The organism is Moraxella sp. FZLJ2109, from assembly GCF_024296965.1.
Taxonomy (GTDB): Bacteria; Pseudomonadota; Gammaproteobacteria; order Pseudomonadales; family Moraxellaceae; genus Moraxella.
The window spans coordinates 1,486,987-1,506,816 of record NZ_CP101112.1; the positions used below are offsets into that span (position 1 = coordinate 1,486,987).

Below are 19,830 nucleotides of genomic sequence, written 5' to 3' on the forward strand. Positions count from 1 at the left end.
ATTGAAAAACATAAAAATATGTGAAATAGGCGCGCTATGTCAGACGAACAAAAACCGCACACTTATCAAGAAGAACACGACGGCATCACCTTTGAAGTCATTGAGCCTGAGCATAATGACGGCAAAAAAGTGATGAGCAAGGGCGTGTATCTAGTGCCGAATCTGATCACGACTTTGTCGCTGTTTGCTGGATTTTATTCGATTCTGTCAAGTACAGGCGGCGAGTATATCAAGGCGAGCATTGCGATTTTTATCTCGGCGTTTTTGGATGGGATGGATGGTCGTGCCGCGCGAATGCTGAACGCCCAAAGTCCTTTTGGTGAGCAGTATGATTCGCTGGCAGACTGTATAGCCTTTGGGCTTGCACCTGCAGTATTGGTTTATAGCTTTGCTTTGCAGCCGTGGGGTAGATTTGGCATGGCGTGCGCTTTTGTTTATGCGGCGTGCGCGGCGTTTCGCTTAGCGCGATTTAATGTACAGATCGGTGTGGTGGATAAGAAATATTTCATCGGCTTGGCAAGTCCGTTGGCGGCGTTATTGATCGCTTGCTCGGTATTGGTGACACTGCGTTATGCGGATTTTACGGCAGGCATGGGCGCGCAGTTGGTGTGGTTTTTTGCCGCGTGGGTGATTGCGTGCGGTTTATTGATGGTTAGTAATGTCAAATATTATTCATTTAAAGAGTTTGACAAACAAAAAGTACCATTTGTGGTGCTGCTGATTGCGGTGCTTGTTTTTGGTGTGTTGCTATATGACATTCCAGTTGGCTTGCTTGCTATTGGTGTTACTTATGCATTGTCAGGCTTTGTGATGACTTTTATGCAAAAGAAAACCAAATAGCAGCATTGGTCAAAAAGCCTTTCAGCCAACCGAAAGGCTTTTTTATTATCTCATAGTCTGCCAACTTTAAAATAATGCTTGCGTTAAACTCGCTCGTGGTACTACTTGTACAATTTCGCTAATTTTGCTTGCCTTATTCAAATTTGTTTGACTATATAAATCTAACAAATAACAAAAGGGCAAAAACAACCAATTCAACCCAAAAAATAAAATCTTTGAATATCAACCACTTACAAACTTTCTCCCCTTTTATGCAAAAAACCACTTTACAACTGCCGATACTGGGTCTATAATACGCACCACTTAAGCAGCACAGCATAGCAAAAAATGCTGATAAATCAATAACTTACAGCAAGTTATTGAGCTTCAAAGTAAAAATTTTGAAAACTTTTCAAAAACGAAAGTTTTTGAAAAAAATCAAAAAACTTTGAAAAAAATGCTTGACTTAATAAAATTTCAGCGTATAATACGCATCCTATGTCACCAAGCAGACGATGCTTTGACTTAAACTATTTAAAATCAAAACTAAAGAACAACTTGTGTGGATTTTTGCGAATACAAGATAATCTTAAAAAAATTATCATTTATATTCAGCAAGAATACTCAAAGTTAATTCATTTACACGATGAGCAAATATTGCTAGTAATAATAAATGAGCCAACATTAAAGTCCAATCAAACATTCTTTGTTTTATTGGCAACTCAAGATTAAACTGAAGAGTTTGATCATGGCTCAGATTGAACGCTGGCGGCAGGCTTAACACATGCAAGTCGAACGAGGTTAGGGAGCTTGCTCCTGATACCTAGTGGCGAACGGGTGAGTAATGCTTAGGAATCTGCCTAGTAGTGGGGGATAACTTGGGGAAACTCAAGCTAATACCGCATACGACCTACGGGTGAAAGGGGGCGCAAGCTCTCGCTATTAGATGAGCCTAAGTCGGATTAGCTAGTTGGTGGGGTAAAGGCCTACCAAGGCGACGATCTGTAGCTGGTCTGAGAGGATGATCAGCCACACTGGGACTGAGACACGGCCCAGACTCCTACGGGAGGCAGCAGTGGGGAATATTGGACAATGGGCGAAAGCCTGATCCAGCCATGCCGCGTGTGTGAAGAAGGCCTTTTGGTTGTAAAGCACTTTAAGTAGGGAGGAAAAGCTAATGGCTAATACCCATTAGCCCTGACGTTACCTACAGAATAAGCACCGGCTAACTCTGTGCCAGCAGCCGCGGTAATACAGAGGGTGCAAGCGTTAATCGGAATTACTGGGCGTAAAGCGCGCGTAGGTGGTTGCTTAAGTCAGATGTGAAAGCCCCGGGCTTAACCTGGGAACTGCATCTGATACTGGGTGACTAGAGTAGGTGAGAGGGGAGTAGAATTCCAGGTGTAGCGGTGAAATGCGTAGAGATCTGGAGGAATACCGATGGCGAAGGCAGCTCCCTGGCATCATACTGACACTGAGGTGCGAAAGCGTGGGTAGCAAACAGGATTAGATACCCTGGTAGTCCACGCCGTAAACGATGTCTACCAGTCGTTGGGTCTCTTGAAGACTTAGTGACGCAGTTAACGCAATAAGTAGACCGCCTGGGGAGTACGGCCGCAAGGTTAAAACTCAAATGAATTGACGGGGGCCCGCACAAGCGGTGGAGCATGTGGTTTAATTCGATGCAACGCGAAGAACCTTACCTGGTCTTGACATACAGAGAATTCGCTAGAGATAGCTTAGTGCCTTCGGGAACTCTGATACAGGTGCTGCATGGCTGTCGTCAGCTCGTGTCGTGAGATGTTGGGTTAAGTCCCGCAACGAGCGCAACCCTTTTCCTTAGTTACCAGCACTTCGGGTGGGAACTCTAAGGATACTGCCAGTGACAAACTGGAGGAAGGCGGGGACGACGTCAAGTCATCATGGCCCTTACGACCAGGGCTACACACGTGCTACAATGGTTGGTACAAAGGGTTGCTACACAGCGATGTGATGCTAATCTCAAAAAGCCAATCGTAGTCCGGATTGGAGTCTGCAACTCGACTCCATGAAGTCGGAATCGCTAGTAATCGCAGATCAGAATGCTGCGGTGAATACGTTCCCGGGCCTTGTACACACCGCCCGTCACACCATGGGAGTTGATCTCACCAGAAGTGGTTAGCCTAACGCAAGAGGGCGATCACCACGGTGGGGTCGATGACTGGGGTGAAGTCGTAACAAGGTAGCCGTAGGGGAACCTGCGGCTGGATCACCTCCTTAATGAAGATATCTGATTGGCAAGAATCCACAACAAGTTGTTCTTTGGTAAGATGTTTAAAACGGGTCTATAGCTCAGTTGGTTAGAGCACCGTGTTGATAACGCGGGGGTCATAAGTTCAAGTCTTATTAGACCCACCATTAAATTGGGGCCATAGCTCAGTTGGTAGAGCGCCTGCCTTGCACGCAGGAGGTCAGGAGTTCGACTCTCCTTGGCTCCACCATTTAAACATCAAAGCATACATAAGCAATTTAATAAGAGATTTCTTATTTATGCTTTTACTTTATAAACTGACGAAGTTTATAACACTATTTAACAACATGATTATGAGTCTGGGTTAATAAATTATCCAACGTAATTTATTAACCATGGTGATTGTACCCCAAAATACAATCACCTAAAGTAAAGAGAACTGAATCAAGCGTAAACATAGGTGAAGATCGTTACACATTACCCTTATAACACCAAGACTACTTGGGGTTGTATGGTCAAGTAATGAAGTGCACATGGTGGATGCCTTGGCAGTCAGAGGCGATGAAAGACGTGATAGCCTGCGATAAGCGTCGGTGAGGTGGCAATATCCTGTGACCCGGCGATTTCTGAATGGGGAAACCCACCTAAGATAACTTAGGTATCATAATTTATTTTATGAGGCAAACCGGGAGAAGTGAAACATCTCAGTACCCCGAGGAAAAGACATCAATTGAGATTCCCCAAGTAGCGGCGAGCGAACGGGGAGGAGCCGATCGAATTTACAGTAGCAAAATGGCGTGGGAAAGCCAACCATAGTAGGTGATAGTCCTGTATGCGAAACTGTTTATGAGACATATTAAGTAGGGCGGAACACGAGAAATTCTGTCTGAAGATGGGGGGACCATCCTCCAAGGCTAAATACTCCTGACTGACCGATAGTGAACCAGTACCGTGAGGGAAAGGCGAAAAGAACCCCTGTTAGGGGAGTGAAATAGAACCTGAAACCGTGTGCATACAAGCAGTCGGAGCGGACTTGTTCCGTGACGGCGTACCTTTTGTATAATGGGTCAGCGACTTATATTCTGTAGCAAGGTTAACCGTATAGGGGAGCCGTAGGGAAACCGAGTCTTAATAGGGCGACTTCAGTTGCAGGGTATAGACCCGAAACCGAGTGATCTATCCATGAGCAGGTTGAAAGTGTCGTAACAGACACCGGAGGACCGAACCCACTCCCGTTGAAAAGGTAGGGGATGACTTGTGGATAGGGGTGAAAGGCTAATCAAACTCGGTGATAGCTGGTTCTCCCCGAAAGCTATTTAGGTAGCGCCTCGGACGAATACCATGGGGGGTAGAGCACTGTTTCGGCTAGGGGGTCATCCCGACTTACCAAACCGATGCAAACTCCGAATACCCATGAGTACTATCCGGGAGACAGACGGCGGGTGCTAACGTCCGTCGTCAAGAGGGAAACAACCCAGACCGCCAGCTAAGGCCCCAAATTCCTAGTTAAGTGGGAAACGATGTGGGAAGGCACAGACAGCTAGGAGGTTGGCTTAGAAGCAGCCACCCTTTAAAGAAAGCGTAATAGCTCACTAGTCGAGTCGGCCTGCGCGGAAGATGTAACGGGGCTCAAACTAGGAGCCGAAGCTGCGGATTTAATTGTTTCAATTAAGTGGTAGGGGAGCGTTGTGTAAGCCTGTGAAGGTGTATCGTAAGGTATGCTGGAGGTATCACAAGAGCGAATGCTGACGTGAGTAACGACAAAACGGGTGAAAAGCCCGTTCGCCGGAAGACCAAGGGTTCCAGTCCAACGTTAATCGGGGCTGGGTGAGTCGACCCCTAAGGCGAGGCCGAAAGGCGTAGTCGATGGGAAATCGGTTAATATTCCGATACTTGTTTATGATGCGATGGAGGGACGGAGAAGGTTATGCCAGCCTGGCGATGGTTGTCCAGGTGGAAGGATGTAGGTAGGCTTAGTAGGCAAATCCGCTAGGCTATTACTGAGATCTGATAGCAAGCCAGTTTACTGGCGAAGTGGCAAATACCATGCTTCCAGGAAAAGCTTCTAAGCGATAGTCATAAACAAATCGTACCCGAAACCGACACAGGTGGTCAGGTAGAGAATACCAAGGCGCTTGAGAGAACTCTGCTGAAGGAACTAGGCAAAATGGTACCGTAACTTCGGGAGAAGGTACGCTGCCGGTGGTGAAACCCTCGCGGTGTAAGCTACTGGCAGTCGCAGATACCAGGCTGCTGCAACTGTTTATTAAAAACACAGCACTCTGCAAACACGAAAGTGGACGTATAGGGTGTGATGCCTGCCCGGTGCTGGAAGGTTAATTGATGTGGTTAGCGCAAGCGAAGCTATTGATCGAAGCCCCAGTAAACGGCGGCCGTAACTATAACGGTCCTAAGGTAGCGAAATTCCTTGTCGGGTAAGTTCCGACCTGCACGAATGGCATAATGATGGCAGCGCTGTCTCCAGCAGAGACTCAGTGAAATCGAAATCGCAGTGAAGATGCTGTGTACCCGCGGCTAGACGGAAAGACCCCGTGAACCTTTACTACAGCTTTACATTGAACTTTGACCTAACTTGTGTAGGATAGGTGGGAGGCTTTGAAGTAGGGACGCCAGTTCCTATGGAGCCATCCTTGAAATACCACCCTGGTTATGTTGGGGTTCTAACTTAGATATAACAGTATCAAGGACAATGTATGGTGGGTAGTTTGACTGGGGCGGTCTCCTCCTAAAGAGTAACGGAGGAGTACGAAGGTGCGCTCAGAACGGTCGGAAATCGTTCAAAGAGTATAAAGGCAAAAGCGCGCTTAACTGCGAGACCCACAAGTCGAGCAGGTACGAAAGTAGGTCTTAGTGATCCGGTGGTTCTGTATGGAAGGGCCATCGCTCAACGGATAAAAGGTACTCTGGGGATAACAGGCTGATACCGCCCAAGAGTTCATATCGACGGCGGTGTTTGGCACCTCGATGTCGGCTCATCTCATCCTGGGGCTGAAGCAGGTCCCAAGGGTATGGCTGTTCGCCATTTAAAGAGGTACGCGAGCTGGGTTTAGAACGTCGTGAGACAGTTCGGTCCCTATCTACCGTGGGCGTTGGAAATTTGAGAGGATCTGCTCCTAGTACGAGAGGACCAGAGTGGACGAACCTCTGGTGTTCCGGTTGTCACGCCAGTGGCATTGCCGGGTAGCTACGTTCGGATGGGATAACCGCTGAAAGCATCTAAGCGGGAAGCCCACCTCAAGATGAGATTTCCCTAAAGAGCCGTTGTAGACTACGACGTTGATAGGTTGGGTGTGGAAGCATGGTGACATGTGTAGCTAACCAATACTAATTGCTCGTTTGGCTTGACCATACAACACCCAAGTGGTTTAATACTACTGATTGTGTTGATGGTAAGTGTAAAGATTTTACCTATAAGCTTGAATCAATCTTGATAAAAAAACAAATAACAGACTCATAACAGCGTTGTTAATCCTTTTACGCTGACGACAATAGCAAGATGGAACCACCTGATCCCTTCCCGAACTCAGAAGTGAAACGTCTTAGCGCCGATGGTAGTGTGGTTCGCCCATGTGAGAGTAGGTCATCGTCAGCACCTTATTTAAAACCCCCGCCATGATTGGTGGGGGTTTTGGTTTATAGAGCTTGAAAGGGTTTGTTGGGGGTGGTGATGAAAGCTCAAGGTTTTACTTTGCTTGAATTGTTGGTGGTACTTGCCATTATATCGGTATTTGCGATGATTGCTTTGCCTGCTTATCAAGGTCTGATAGCGCGCATGGAATCATATACAACAAAAAAGCACTTGCAAGAAGCCATCCGTCGTGCGAAGATTGAAGCCAGATCACGTCATAAGGATGTGATTTTATGCCCTTATAATACGCTTGAGCAATGCGACCGCTTGGGACAGTCTGGTGTGATGGTTTATGTGGATAACAATGGTAATAACCGCCGCGATGATAATGATACCATGGTCTTTCGCCAGCCACTGACTCTGCAGCATGGTGTGATTGCCATGCAGGTTTCTTTGGGGCGGCATTATATCAAATTTATGGGCGACAATGCTAAGCCACGCGGGCATTTCGGTAGTTTTCGCTATTGCACGCAGACCGATAACCGTAACCTAAGCCAGCAAATTACCATCAATATGCATGGCTTGGTGACGGTGCGTCCTGGTAATATGACCCAAATAATGTGTTGAGATTTGTATGGCAGTTGATTTTTCTAATACTTTGATCGTGGCGATTTCTGCGACGGCGTTATTTGACTTGGCGGAAAATGAAGCTAAGCTTGCCGAGTATATCCAAGAAGACAAGCTGACTGCTGCGCGCCGATTTCACGATTATCAGCAAGCGCGCGAAAATGAGATTTTGCAAAAAGGCTCGGGCTATCCTTTGATTGAAGCTTTATTGAATTTGAACAAATTCCAAAGCAATCAAGATTATGAAGTGGAATCACCTTTTGTGGAAGTGGTGATCATCTCTAAATCATCCCCTGATATGGGTATTCAGGTGCTTAATTCTATCCGTGCTTATGAGCTTGGCATCACGCGCTCTGCCTTTATTTCCGGCGATTCGGTGGCAAATTATATCAAAGATTTTAATGTGGATTTGTTCTTGACCACCAATCGCGAAGATGCGCAGGTTGTCGTCGACGCGCGCGTCTGTGCCTGTGCGGTGTTGGATACGACACCGGTCAAGGTGCAGGATTTGGACAGTGATCAGCTGCGTATTGCTTTTGATGGCGACGCAGTGCTGTTTGATGATGCGGGCGAATTGGTGTTCAAGCAAGAAGGTTTGCAAGCATTTCATCATCACGAAGTGAGCAAGGCAGATTTGCCAATTGACAAAGGTCCGTATGCGGATTTTTTGATCAAATTATCACAACTGCAAGCCAAACTGCCCAACCAAAGCACCGATGCGCCGCACAACCCTATCCGCATTGCACTGGTCACTGCGCGCAATGCACCGGCAGATATGCGTGCGATCAAGACCTTGCGAGAGTGGGGCGTGACAGTTGATGTGGCGTTTTTCTTGGGTGGGCTTGATAAGACAGGTGTGCTAAAGACCTTTGCACCGCACATTTTTTTCGATGACTCGATCAAGCACATCGATGCAGCGCGCTCGGTCGTGCCATCGGCTTTGGTGCCTTATCATTCTGAATCTCAGCTTAATATTCTGGCACCTCAAGCAGTGCCTGATATGGAAGATCAGGCGTTCACCCCTGTCAAAAAATCAAAGGCAAAAGCATGATGAAATCTGCCCTCAAAATCGCCATCGTATTGGCATTGGTGCTGGCTCCAAGACGCAGCAGCAAAAAACCTGTCAAGCCCCACCAAAAAGACAAACGCCATGCTACAGCTGATTGATACACATACGCATTTTGATGTGCCTGAATATGATGAGTCTCGTGCCAAGATGGCTGATAGTGCCTATCAACAAGGCGTGCGTCATTTGATTTTGATTGGCTTTGTTGCCAAATATTTTGAGCAAATGGTCGCTGCTAATGATGAGATTAATGGGCTTGATCGTGCACCCAAGTCGCATTTGGCATTTGGGCTACATCCTTTATATATCCAAGAGCAGCAGCATAAAGATTTATACATTCTTGAAGAATATATAAAAAATCACAAGCCAGTCGCTCTCGCTGAAATTGGCCTTGATACTTATCCAAGTGAATTAAAAGAGCCAACAATTTTTGCTAAGCAAGAGCTGTTTTTTATTGAGCAGATAAAACTTGCCAAAGCGTATGAATTGCCGCTTTTATTGCACATTCGCAAAAATCACGCCGATGTGTTGCGACTGCTTGAGCGATATCAGTATCATGCGCATGAACGGGGCGGTATCGCACACAGTTTTAGCGGTGGCGAACAAGAAGCTTTAGCTTTTGTTAAGCGGGGCTTTAAGCTTGGTATCACAGGTCAAATCACCAATCCCAATGCCAAAAAACTGCGTCGCGCAGTGATGGCGGTATTTGCTAAATATGGGGCGGATGCTTTTGTGATTGAAACCGATTGCCCTGATATGATGCCGCTGCCGTGTCAGCATTTGGGCAGTTTTAATGAGCCTGCCAATTTGCCTTATGTGCTGGATGAATTATCTAGTTTGTTTAATATGGCTAAAGATGAATTGGCACAAATTTTGTGGAATAATAGTTGCCAAGCATTACGAGTTGATTGGAAATATCATGACCCAAATTGATGATTATGAACGCCGGTTCACGGGTGTGCGGACGCTGTATGGCGATGCATTTGACAAATTTACCAATGCCATCGTCTATGTCATCGGCGTCGGTGGTGTCGGTTCGTGGGCGGCTGAGAGTCTTGCACGCACAGCGATTGGCAAAATCGTGCTTGTGGATATGGATGTGCTGGTGGCCAGTAACATCAATCGCCAGTTGCCTGCACTGACGGACACCATTGGCGAGAGTAAGATTGATGTGATGGCAGATCGCATCCGTGGGATTAATCCTAAGATTGAACTTGAACTGATTGATGATTTTTTGACACCTGAAAATGTGGCATCGATTTTGCCAAGCAAGACACAAGCACAAGCTTTGGCGGCTGATGGTAGACAGGTGGTTGTGCTTGATTGTGTTGATGATATGGCGGCGAAATTTGCCATCGCCATGCATTGCCGATACCACAAAATCCCATGCATCGTCTCAGGCGGTGCGGGGGCGAAATTTGACCCAACACGGCTAAAAGTCGCTGATTTGCGTGATGTCACCCAGGACCCACTACTTGCCAGACTGCGTGCCAAACTGCGTGAAAAAGGCATCGCCAAAGGTGGCAAGGCAAAATTTGGGCTAAAATGCGTCTATTCGGATGAGCAGCCGACAGTGAATAAGTCTTGCCAAGCAGGGCTTAACTGCGGCGGCTATGGCTCGGCGGTGGTGATGACGGCAACAGCGGGCATGGTGATGGCAAGTACGGCATTACAGATACTTGCCAAGAAGTAAAAAAATTGGGCGTATCATCAGATACACCCAATTTTTTTTATGCAGATGAATGATTATTCGGCACGCAATAGGTCGTTTAGACTTGTTTTGGCACGAGTTTGCGCATCGACTTTTTTGACGATGATGGCAGCGTATAGGCTGTATTTGCCATCTGCTGATGGTAGGCTGCCTGGTACGACGACAGAGCCTGCTGGCACACGGCCGTAGTGGATTTCGCCAGTTTCACGATCATAGATACGAGTTGATTGACCGATATATACGCCCATTGAGATGACTGAGCCTTCTTCGACGATGACGCCTTCGACGATTTCAGAGCGAGCGCCGATAAAGCAGTTGTCTTCGATGATGGTTGGGTTGGCTTGTAGCGGCTCAAGTACGCCACCGATGCCGACACCGCCTGATAGGTGGACATTTTTACCGATTTGAGCGCATGAGCCGACAGTCGCCCAAGTATCAACCATCGTGCCTTCATCGACATATGCGCCGATATTGACATATGATGGCATTAGTACGACATTTTTGGCTTGATAGCTGCCGCGACGAGCGACCGCAGGTGGGACGACACGCACGCCAGCGGCTTTAAAATCTTCTTCGCTCCAGTTGGCGTGCTTGGTAGCAACTTTATCAAAAAATTGCAAATCGCCTGATTGCATTGGGGCGTTGTCATTGAGTTTGAATGAGAGCAGTACAGCTTTTTTTAGCCATTGATGTACGACCCATTCACCGTCGATTTTTTCGGCGACACGGTATGAACCATTATCAAGACCTTCGATGGCTTGTTCAACAGCATCACGAATCTCGGCTGATACGGTTTCGGCGGTGAAATTGGCACGGTCTTCGAACGCTTGTTCGATGATGGCGGCTAGATTTGACATAAAATTTCCTTAAGGTTGGTGAAGTGAATGGGTGTTAAGCTGGTCTTTGAGCCAGCACAAAATATCTTGGTGTACCCGCTGATAATCACGCTCATGCAGTGGCTCATGACGCATATTCGGGTATAGATGCACTCGCACATTGTGTCGGTTGGCACGGATGAGTGCTTGCTGTAGCTGTCTGATATCGGTGCCTAGATTGCTGACGGGATCGTCTTTGCCGCTGACTAGGAGTATGGGATAATTGGCATCCATCATCTGATACCAGTCGCTTTGGCAGGCACGGGCGATGAGTGCCTGCAAGGTGACAAAGCCATTATTGGTAAAACAAAATCCGCATAAAGGGTCGGCTTCAAAGGCCTTGATGGCATCGATATTCTCGCTAAGCCACGCAAATGGCGATGCGCTGATTGGCGATCGCAGCTGATTAAGCAGGTATTGATTGAGCAGATAGCCCATGCGTTCGTTAATTTGCTTGGGGGCAAGGCGATTCATTAGGCTTAATGCACCTAGGCTGAGCTGATTGATCAGCCCAAAGCGATTGCCCGTACCCATCAAAATCACGCCATCAAAGCTTGTGGCATGATGCACAAGCACTGTACGCACGATGAACGAACCCATCGAATGACCCATGATAAAGTGCGGCACGGCGGGTACTTTTTCTTGGAGCCTGTCTGCCATGATGATGACATCTTTGCACAAAGTCTGCACGGGGTGCTTTTCGTCAAAAAACCCAAGCTCGTATTTGTCCTTGACCGTCTGTCCATGCCCAAGCTGATCATAAGTCGCGACAAGAATGCCATGCTCGGCAAGGAATTTGGCAAAGGCATCATAGCGACCGCTATGCTCACTCATGCCATGCACGATGAGCAGGGTTGCTTTGACATCACCTGTCGGCTCATAGAAGCGATGGTGTAGGCGATGGACTTGGTTGGATGATAAAATCACACTTTGCATGAGTCACCTGCGATGCTATTTGTGAATTAACAGCCTGTTTTGCCTTCGGCTGCCAATGCTTTAGCACTACGCACAGGCGGTGGGCAGTCTTCGCCATAATATTGACGATCGGCAAAGTAGCTTGAGCGTACCATTGGGTTTGCCCAAATATTAAAAAAGCCAAGCTTTTTGCCGTATTCGGTATAGCGTGCGAACTCATCAGGGTGTACATAGCGATCGACTGGCGCATGGTTTTTGCTCGGTGCAAGATACTGACCGATGGTCACGATATCGACATCGTGGGCTTTTAGGTCGTCAAGCAGGGCATAGACTTCTTCTTCGGTCTCACCAAGCCCAACCATAAAGCCGCATTTGGTTGCTACATCAGGACGGCGCGCTTTGTAGTCCTTGAGTAGGTTCAGTGAATGTTGATAGTCTGAACCCGGGCGAAATGCCTTGTATAGGCGTGGCACAGTTTCGATATTGTGGTTAAAGACATCCGGTGCGGTCTCGGTCAGCAAATCTAGTGCAATGGCTTCACGACCACGAAAATCAGGCACAAGAATCTCAATCAAGCAATTTGGGCTAAGCTTCTTGGATTCGGTGATGACTTCGACGAAGTGCCCTGCGCCGCCATCTTTTAGATCGTCACGATCGACGGATGTGATGACAGCGTATTTTAGCCCAAGCCCCAAGATGGTCTCGGCGGTGTGGCGTGGTTCATCTTTGTCCAGTGGGTTTGGTCTGCCGTGCGCCACTTCACAAAACGGACAACGGCGTGTGCAGATATCACCCATAATCATAAAGGTTGCTGTCCCATCGCCAAAGCACTGCGGTAGGTTCGGGCAGGCGGCTTCTTCGCAGACGGTGTAGAGCTTTTGTTTGCGCAAGGTTGCCTTGATGCGATCGACTTCGGCAGGGCTTGATAGCTTGACACGAATCCAGTCAGGTTTTTTTGGGGTTTCGACCGTTGGGATGACTTTGATTGGGATGCGAGCCACTTTATCATAGCCACGCAATTTTTCGCCTTGGACGGCTTTTTTTGGGGCGGGTTTGGCTTCTGGGGTAAAGGTTTGGACAGTCATGGCTTATCCTAATTATAGTGATAAAAGTAGCGTTATTATACGCCAAATTGACAAAAATAGCACGCTTAGGGCGGCAATCAGGGTAAAATTTGTCATTGTTGTGGCTATGGGCGGGTAAACTTGGCAAGTGGTTGGCGAATTGATTGCGCTTTGGCTTTGTTTTATACTGATTTTGAACAATGAGTAAAATTAAGATTGCTTAGCGTTAAACTTTTTGGGTATTAAATAATAGTGGCTATCAATGGCATGATGATCACAAGACTGTATGCCAGTTTGGCATAATTCATTGCTGTGCGTCGCTATATTTTGATAACTTTTCCCATCATTTACAAAAAAAATGTTGGATATGGCAACAGATTTTTTGAATTTATGCCAATTTTCCGCTATTATTAGAAGTGGGAACGCAACGCCAAAATCGTCAGCGTACAGTTAGCATCTCTCGGCACTTGGCAGAAAGTCCAAACCAAGCACTCATGAGATGGTTTTTGTTGATAAAGAGGAAGTTTATATGTTAGAACAATACAGAGCTCATGTCGAAGAGCGTGCCGCACTAGGCGTGCCACCGCAGCCATTAACCGACGCGCAGACGGCGGATTTGGTTGAATTGCTAAAAAATCCACCAGCAGGCGAAGAAGCGTATTTGGTTGATTTGCTAGAAAACCGTGTACCAGCTGGCGTTGACCAAGCAGCGTATGTCAAAGCGGCATTCTTGTCAGCTGTTGCCAAAGGTGAAGCGGTATCACCGCTGGTCTCAAAAGAGCGCGCTGTGTATCTACTAGGCACGATGCTAGGTGGCTATAATGTCGCACCACTGATCGAGCTACTAGACAATGCTGAGCTTGGCGGTTTGGCAGCTGAAGCTTTGAAGAAAACTTTGCTTGTATTTGATGCATTCCATGATGTTGAAGAAAAAGCCAAAGCAGGCAATGCCAATGCTAAAGCAGTGCTAGAATCATGGGCGGAAGCTGAGTGGTTCACTAGCCGTGCTGATGTACCAGAAGAAATCACCATCACTGTATTTAAAGTCACTGGCGAAACCAACACGGACGATCTATCACCAGCACAAGATGCATGGAGCCGTCCTGACATCCCACTACACGCCAACGCCATGCTAAAAAATGAGCGTGACGGCATCAAGCCTGAGCAGCCAGGTGTAGTTGGCCCACTTAGCCAAATCAAAGAATTGGTTGCCAAAGGCAATCCTGTTGCTTATGTCGGTGATGTTGTCGGTACAGGTTCAAGCCGTAAATCAGCAACCAACTCAGTACTATGGTTCTTCGGTGATGACATTCCACACATCCCAAACAAGCGTGACGGCGGTGTGTGTCTAGGTGGCAAAATCGCACCAATTTTCTTCAACACTATGGAAGATGCGGGTGCATTGCCAATCGAGATCGATGTGTCTGAAATGAACATGGGCGACACAGTTACCCTAAAAATCGACCATGCCACTGCAACTGTCACTGCAGTCAAAGATGGCGTACAAATCGCTGAAACCAAGCTAAAAACTCCAGTGCTTCTAGATGAAGTGCGTGCTGGTGGCCGTATCAACCTAATCATTGGTCGTGGCTTGACTGCCAAGGCTCGTGAAGCACTAGGTCTAGCACCATCAACGCTATTCCGTGCACCAGAGCAACCTGCTGACACTGGCAAGGGCTTTACCCTAGCTCAGAAGATGGTTGGTCGTGCTTGTGGTCTGCCAGAAGGTCAAGGCGTACGCCCAGGCACCTACTGTGAGCCGAAGATGACTACGGTTGGTTCTCAAGACACCACAGGTCCAATGACTCGTGATGAGCTAAAAGACTTGGCCTGCCTAGGCTTCTCATCAGACCTAGTTATGCAGTCATTCTGTCATACTGCTGCATATCCTAAGCCAATCGATGTCATCACGCATCACACACTACCTGATTTCATCATGAACCGTGGCGGTGTCTCGCTGCGTCCAGGTGACGGTGTTATCCACTCATGGCTAAACCGTATGCTACTACCTGATACCGTAGGTACTGGTGGCGACTCACACACCCGCTTCCCAATCGGTATCTCATTCCCAGCAGGTTCTGGCCTTGTTGCGTTCGCTGCAGCGACTGGCGTAATGCCACTGGATATGCCTGAGTCTGTGCTTGTGAAGTTCAAAGGCAAAATGCAACCAGGTATCACTCTACGCGACCTAGTCCATGCAATCCCTTACTATGCAATCAAAGCAGGCGATTTGACTGTTGAGAAAAAAGGTAAGAAAAACATTTTCTCAGGTCGTATCCTTGAGATCGATTTGACCGAAATGGAAAATGATCTAACCGTTGAGCAAGCGTTCGAGCTATCAGATGCATCAGCAGAGCGTTCAGCAGCAGGCTGTGCGATCACTGTCTCTGAAGAGAAAGTGGCTGAATACCTACGCTCAAACATCGTCATGCTAAAATGGATGATCGCAGAAGGTTATGGTGATGCTCGCACACTATCTCGCCGTGCAGAAAATATGCAAAAATGGCTAGATAACCCAAGCCTAATGAAAGCAGATCCAGATGCAGAATACACACGAGTGTACGAAATCGATCTGTCTGAAATCAAAGAGCCTATCCTATGCTGCCCGAACGATCCAGACGATGCTAAGCTACTATCAGAAGTGGCTGGCGATAAGATTGATGAAGTATTCATCGGTTCGTGCATGACCAACATCGGCCACTTCCGTGCTGCAGGTAAACTGCTATCAGAAGTGCCAGCAGGTAGCCTATCTACTCGTATGTGGATTGCACCACCAACCAAGATGGATGAGCGTCAATTGATGGATGAAGGTTACTACAACACCTACGCGCAAGCAGGTGCTCGTACCGAAATGCCAGGCTGCTCACTATGTATGGGTAACCAAGCGCGTATCGCACCAAACTCAACGGCTGTTTCGACTTCTACCCGTAACTTCCCGAACCGTCTAGGTCAAGGTGCGAATGTCTATCTGGCTTCAGCAGAACTAGCATCAGTCGCTGCGGTACTTGGTAAGCTACCAACTGTTGAAGAATATCAGCAGTACGCAGGCAAGCTTGACAATATGCAAGCGGAAGTTTATAACTATCTAAACTTCGACCAAATGGCTGATTACACTGGCAAAGCTGACAAAATCAATGTCGCTCAGCTAAGCTAATCTAAGCTTTTGCCGATATGGACACCGCTATCGCTATGATGGCGGTGTTTTTATTTGTTAGATGATTAGGGTGTGATTGATGAGATTGAGTGTTGATAAGGGCGTGTTTAGAAATTTGCCCACCACAGTCGAGCCTTGAGCGACCATAATGGCGAGATGCCTGTAAAACGCTGAGCGACTTGTCCGTCTTTGATGATGACAAATGATGGCGTTACTTGCCCTTGCCAAGCATCAAAAATCTGTCCATCTGCATCATGCACCACTGCAAAGTCATAGCCGTGATTTTGCATAAAGCGGTGTACTTCATCAGGATTGCCTGACTGGACGGCTATGCTTTGTACGGGATGAGTTTGGCTGAGGGCTTGGATGTTGCCACTGGTGATGCTACATACACCGCACCATGTCGCCCAAAAATAGACGAGTACAGGGGTTTGATGGCTTTGCTGTAGCATAGCAGGCGAGATGCCAAGCTTTGATATGGGTGTCTGTAATGTGCTGACTTGGGATGGTAGTGCTACTGACTGTGGTGCACGCCAATAATTCACCGCTGTATAGATGACGGCAAAAATCAGCACATAGCTGACTAAAGTTTTAATCCATTTCATAATCAGTCTGATAGGTCAAAAACAAAAAGCCCTGACGAGCAGAGCTTTTGTAAGTGTACAAAGATTAATCAAAAATCTTGCCTGGATTGATGATGCCATTTGGGTCAAAGACCGCTTTGACAGCTTTCATGTACTCAATCTCAGCAGGCGTGCGAGTGTAGGTGAGATACGGTTTTTTGGTCATGCCGACACCATGTTCCGCTGAGATAGAGCCTTTGTATTTTTTGACTGTATCAAAGACATATTGGTTCACGGTTTGGCATTTTTCAAAAAACTCATCTTTGCTAAGATTGGCAGGCTTTAAGATGTTTAGGTGTAAGTTGCCATCGCCGATATGACCGAACCAGCAGATTTCAAAATCAGGATAATTGTCTTTGACGATTGTCTCAATATCGCTGATAAAGTTGCCCAAGTGGCTAATCAGTACCGACACATCGTTCTTGTACGGGGTGAATACTGAGATGGTCTCAGAGATTGACTCACGCAGTTTCCATAGCTCCTGTAGCTGAGCGACGCTTTGGCTCATCACACCATCGACAATCAGACCTTCTTCGGCACACGCTTCAAACACGCTCATTGCTGTATCCAGCACTTCATCATTGAGTGCTTCAAATTCCAGCAAGACATAAAACGGTGTTTCGCTCTCAAAGGGTGCTTTGGTATGACCTGCTTCAATGACTTTGGTTACGGCAATGTGGTCAAAAAATTCAAAGGCGGTTAAGTTTAATGCCTTGCCAAATTTATCAAGCAGTCCTGTAATGCTGTTAAAATCAGGCACGCCAAGCACCATTGCAGTCAGATTGACCGGTTGTTTTTCAAGTTTAATCAGCGCTTTGGTGACAAAGCCAAGCGTACCTTCAGCACCGATGAATAGATGGCGAAAATCATAGCCGGTGGCATTTTTTAGCATACCGCCGTTTAGCTCAAGAATATCGCCTTTGCCGGTGACGACAGTTAAGCCAAGAATTTGGTTGCGAGTCATACCGTAGCGGATGACCTTGATGCCGCCAGCATTGGTGCCGATATTGCCACCGATTTGGCTTGAGCCACTCGATGCAAAATCCACCGCATAATATAGGTCTTTTGATTCGGCGAACTCTTGTAGGGCTTTGGTGACGACGCCAGCTTCGACTTCGACCATACGGTCAGCTTCATAAAATGTACCGATTTGGTTCATCTTATCAAAGCTCACCACCACTTCACCATATGCTGCCACCGCACCTGCTGACAGACCGGTGCGACCACCACTTGGCACCAGTGCTGTGCCGTGTTCATTGGCTAGGCGGACGATGGTGGCGACTTCTTCGGTGGTTTTTGGGAAAAGCACAGCGGTGCAATCGACCGAAAAATGCACGGTCCAATCACGACCCCAATGGGCAGTGCTGTCGGTATCTGTCTTGATGGCAAGCGATGGCAATTCGCTGCTTAGGGCGGTCAAAAAAGCTTGTGTGCTCATGAGGCTTCCTATGTGACGGCTAGATGATTTGTGAAATTTGTTAATTATACCTTATCTATGGCAAATGGGGTAGCTTATCCTATCAAAATAATCTCAAATTCATCAAAGAAATGAGCACCGATTTGATACTCATTGTTGTTATTTGTGCCAAATGATTGGTGGCTAAATTTATAAACAATCAGTCAAACACAATGCCCTGAGCCAACGGTAGCTCTGATGAATAGTTCACTGTGTTGGTTTGCCGACGCATATAGTTTTTCCAAGCGTCTGAGCCTGATTCGCGACCACCGCCAGTTTCTTTTTCGCCACCAAAAGCGCCACCGATTTCAGCACCGCTTGTGCCGATATTGACATTGGCGATACCGCAATCAGAGCCACTAGCACTCAAAAAATACTCCGCTTCTTTGACGCTGTCGCTAAAGATACACGATGATAAGCCTTGTGGGACATCGTTTTGTAGCTCGATGACTTCATCAAAATCACGATAGCTCATCACATACAAAATCGGTGCAAAGGTTTCGGTTTTGACCGCATCAGTTTGGCTTGGCATCTCAACGATAGCAGGCTTGACATAATAAGCATCAGGATGACTATCTGCCAATACACGCTCACCACCTGTCAGCACGCCACCTTCGGATACAGCACGGCTGATGGCATTTTGCATGGCGTCAAAGCTGTCTTTGTCAATGAGAGGTCCAACCAGATTGCCTTGCATTGGGTTGCCGATACTGACACTGGCGTAGGATTTTTTGATACGCTCAAGCACGACATCTTTGATGCTCTCATGGACAAATAGACGGCGTAGTGTGGTGCAGCGTTGACCTGCTGTGCCCACCGCTGAGAATAAAATCGCACGCACAGCCAGTTCCAAATCCGCACTTGGGGTGACAATCATGGCATTATTACCGCCAAGCTCAAGCAAGCACTTGCCAAAGCGTTCGGCGACTTTTGGGGCAACCATACGACCCATACGAGTACTACCCGTGGCACTCACCAAAGCGACATCATGGCTTTCCACTAATGCATTGCCGACATCGGCTTTGCCAAGTAGTAGTGCTGATAGGCCTTGTGGTACGGCGATACCAGTGCTTTGGGTGAATTTGGCGGCCGCTTTTTCAAACAATGCTTGGCAAGCGATGGCGGTCAGTGGTGTTTTTTCGGATGGTTTCCATACCACTGAGTTGCCACACACCCACGCAAGGGCAGCGTTCCACGACCATACCGCTACAGGGAAATTGAACGCAGAAATCACGCCCACTACCCCAAGCGGATGCCATGTCTCACGCATATGATGGCTAGGGCGTTCTGATGCGATGGTCAAGCCATACAGCTGACGAGATAGACCAACCGCAAAATCACAAATATCAATCATCTCTTGGACTTCGCCCAAGCCCTCGGCGGTGATTTTACCGGCTTCAATCGACACCAACGCACCCAAATCTTCCTTATGCTCACGCAACACTTCGCCCAAAATACGCACCAATTCACCACGCTTGGGCGCAGGAATCACTCGCCAAGCTATAAAGGCAGCTTTGGACTGTGCGATAGCTGTGTGAGCATCATCGGTAGAATGCAGGGCGACTTTGGCGATTTCACTACCATCAATCGGACTGTGGACGGTATAATCACCGTTTAGATAGGTGTCTGAGACACCCATTTTGGCAAGTAGGGCTTGGGTTTGATTGGCTAAAGACATAAAAAACTCCTTGTAAGTTACGG

At 47.3% G+C, this 19,830-nt stretch carries 12 protein-coding genes, 2 tRNA genes and 3 rRNA genes; 11 read left to right on the forward strand and 6 right to left on the reverse strand.

Going from position 1 to position 19,830, the window contains the following annotated elements; all coding sequences use genetic code 11:
• Positions 1-36 precede the first annotated feature (36 nt).
• The 10 genes from pssA to NKU06_RS07270 all read left to right on the forward strand — a co-directional run bounded on the left by pssA (position 37) and on the right by NKU06_RS07270 (position 10,024).
• Positions 37-840, forward strand: a complete 804-nt coding sequence (gene pssA / locus NKU06_RS07225) for a CDP-diacylglycerol--serine O-phosphatidyltransferase (protein WP_254729669.1) — start codon at positions 37-39, stop codon at positions 838-840.
• 709 nt (positions 841-1,549) lie between these two features.
• Positions 1,550-3,078 (forward strand): 16S ribosomal RNA (locus NKU06_RS07230).
• 61 nt (positions 3,079-3,139) lie between these two features.
• A tRNA-Ile gene (locus tag NKU06_RS07235) sits at positions 3,140-3,216 on the forward strand.
• A gap of 7 nt (positions 3,217-3,223) precedes the next feature.
• A tRNA-Ala gene (locus tag NKU06_RS07240) sits at positions 3,224-3,299 on the forward strand.
• Between the two features lie 263 nt (positions 3,300-3,562).
• Positions 3,563-6,419: ribosomal RNA gene (locus NKU06_RS07245) — 23S ribosomal RNA — on the forward strand.
• A 129-nt stretch (positions 6,420-6,548) separates the two neighbouring features.
• Positions 6,549-6,662: ribosomal RNA gene (gene rrf, locus NKU06_RS07250) — 5S ribosomal RNA — on the forward strand.
• The 16S, 23S and 5S rRNA genes sit together here with 2 tRNA genes alongside, the layout of an rRNA operon.
• A 75-nt stretch (positions 6,663-6,737) precedes the next feature.
• Positions 6,738-7,265, forward strand: a complete 528-nt coding sequence (locus NKU06_RS07255) for a GspH/FimT family pseudopilin (RefSeq protein WP_253223088.1) — start codon at positions 6,738-6,740, stop codon at positions 7,263-7,265.
• A 7-nt stretch (positions 7,266-7,272) separates the two neighbouring features.
• A complete protein-coding gene (locus tag NKU06_RS07260) occupies positions 7,273-8,316 on the forward strand; it encodes a 5'-nucleotidase (protein WP_254729671.1) in 1,044 nt (347 codons plus the stop codon).
• 99 nt (positions 8,317-8,415) lie between these two features.
• The gene (locus NKU06_RS07265; RefSeq protein ID WP_254729673.1) at positions 8,416-9,264 is read left to right on the forward strand and encodes a TatD family hydrolase; all 849 of its coding nucleotides are present in this window, start codon (positions 8,416-8,418) and stop codon (positions 9,262-9,264) included.
• Entirely contained in the window at positions 9,251-10,024 is a 774-nt protein-coding gene (locus NKU06_RS07270) for a ThiF family adenylyltransferase (RefSeq protein WP_254729675.1), read from the forward strand. Before NKU06_RS07265 ends, NKU06_RS07270 begins: the two co-directional genes overlap by 14 nt.
• Before the next feature lie 53 nt (positions 10,025-10,077).
• On the opposite strand, the gene dapD is transcribed toward NKU06_RS07270, so the two are convergent.
• From dapD to lipA, 3 genes are read right to left on the reverse strand one after another with little or no spacing between them, the layout of a single operon-like run.
• Positions 10,078-10,899: a 2,3,4,5-tetrahydropyridine-2,6-dicarboxylate N-succinyltransferase gene (dapD, locus tag NKU06_RS07275; RefSeq protein ID WP_078253236.1), complete on the reverse strand. Its 822-nt coding sequence runs from the start codon at positions 10,897-10,899 to the stop codon at positions 10,078-10,080.
• Between the two features lie 9 nt (positions 10,900-10,908).
• On the reverse strand, positions 10,909-11,853 hold the full coding sequence (locus tag NKU06_RS07280) for an alpha/beta fold hydrolase (RefSeq protein ID WP_254729677.1): 945 nt from the start codon (positions 11,851-11,853) through the stop codon (positions 10,909-10,911).
• Between the two features lie 26 nt (positions 11,854-11,879).
• The gene (gene lipA, locus NKU06_RS07285) at positions 11,880-12,917 is read right to left on the reverse strand and encodes a lipoyl synthase (RefSeq protein ID WP_078253238.1); all 1,038 of its coding nucleotides are present in this window, start codon (positions 12,915-12,917) and stop codon (positions 11,880-11,882) included.
• A 508-nt stretch (positions 12,918-13,425) separates the two neighbouring features.
• Between lipA and NKU06_RS07290 the strand changes: the two genes are divergently transcribed.
• The gene (locus tag NKU06_RS07290; RefSeq protein WP_254729679.1) at positions 13,426-16,050 is read left to right on the forward strand and encodes a bifunctional aconitate hydratase 2/2-methylisocitrate dehydratase; all 2,625 of its coding nucleotides are present in this window, start codon (positions 13,426-13,428) and stop codon (positions 16,048-16,050) included.
• 107 nt (positions 16,051-16,157) lie between these two features.
• Here NKU06_RS07290 and NKU06_RS07295 read toward each other — a convergent pair whose 3' ends face one another.
• From NKU06_RS07295 to NKU06_RS07305, 3 genes are all read right to left on the reverse strand, one after another.
• Positions 16,158-16,655, reverse strand: a complete 498-nt coding sequence (locus NKU06_RS07295) for a protein disulfide oxidoreductase (RefSeq protein ID WP_254729681.1) — start codon at positions 16,653-16,655, stop codon at positions 16,158-16,160.
• Positions 16,656-16,719: 64 nt separating this feature from the next.
• Positions 16,720-18,111 carry an FAD-binding oxidoreductase gene (locus tag NKU06_RS07300; RefSeq protein ID WP_254729683.1) on the reverse strand — a complete coding sequence of 464 codons (1,392 nt, stop codon included), beginning with the start codon at positions 18,109-18,111 and terminating at the stop codon, positions 16,720-16,722.
• Positions 18,112-18,289: 178 nt separating this feature from the next.
• On the reverse strand, positions 18,290-19,807 hold the full coding sequence (locus NKU06_RS07305) for an aldehyde dehydrogenase family protein (RefSeq protein ID WP_254729685.1): 1,518 nt from the start codon (positions 19,805-19,807) through the stop codon (positions 18,290-18,292).
• Positions 19,808-19,830: the final 23 nt, after the last annotated feature.

Bases quoted from the DNA above. Each gene is read 5' to 3' on its own strand.
- pssA (WP_254729669.1), top strand. From the start codon at position 37: ATGTCAGACGAACAAAAACCGCACACTTATCAAGAAGAACACGACGGC.
- NKU06_RS07255 (WP_253223088.1), top strand. From the start codon at position 6,738: ATGAAAGCTCAAGGTTTTACTTTGCTTGAATTGTTGGTGGTACTTGCC.
- NKU06_RS07260 (WP_254729671.1), top strand. From the start codon at position 7,273: ATGGCAGTTGATTTTTCTAATACTTTGATCGTGGCGATTTCTGCGACG.
- NKU06_RS07265 (WP_254729673.1), top strand. From the start codon at position 8,416: ATGCTACAGCTGATTGATACACATACGCATTTTGATGTGCCTGAATAT.
- NKU06_RS07270 (WP_254729675.1), top strand. From the start codon at position 9,251: ATGACCCAAATTGATGATTATGAACGCCGGTTCACGGGTGTGCGGACG.
- dapD (WP_078253236.1), bottom strand. From the start codon at position 10,899: ATGTCAAATCTAGCCGCCATCATCGAACAAGCGTTCGAAGACCGTGCC.
- NKU06_RS07280 (WP_254729677.1), bottom strand. From the start codon at position 11,853: ATGCAAAGTGTGATTTTATCATCCAACCAAGTCCATCGCCTACACCAT.
- lipA (WP_078253238.1), bottom strand. From the start codon at position 12,917: ATGACTGTCCAAACCTTTACCCCAGAAGCCAAACCCGCCCCAAAAAAA.
- NKU06_RS07290 (WP_254729679.1), top strand. From the start codon at position 13,426: ATGTTAGAACAATACAGAGCTCATGTCGAAGAGCGTGCCGCACTAGGC.
- NKU06_RS07295 (WP_254729681.1), bottom strand. From the start codon at position 16,655: ATGAAATGGATTAAAACTTTAGTCAGCTATGTGCTGATTTTTGCCGTC.
- NKU06_RS07300 (WP_254729683.1), bottom strand. From the start codon at position 18,111: ATGAGCACACAAGCTTTTTTGACCGCCCTAAGCAGCGAATTGCCATCG.
- NKU06_RS07305 (WP_254729685.1), bottom strand. From the start codon at position 19,807: ATGTCTTTAGCCAATCAAACCCAAGCCCTACTTGCCAAAATGGGTGTC.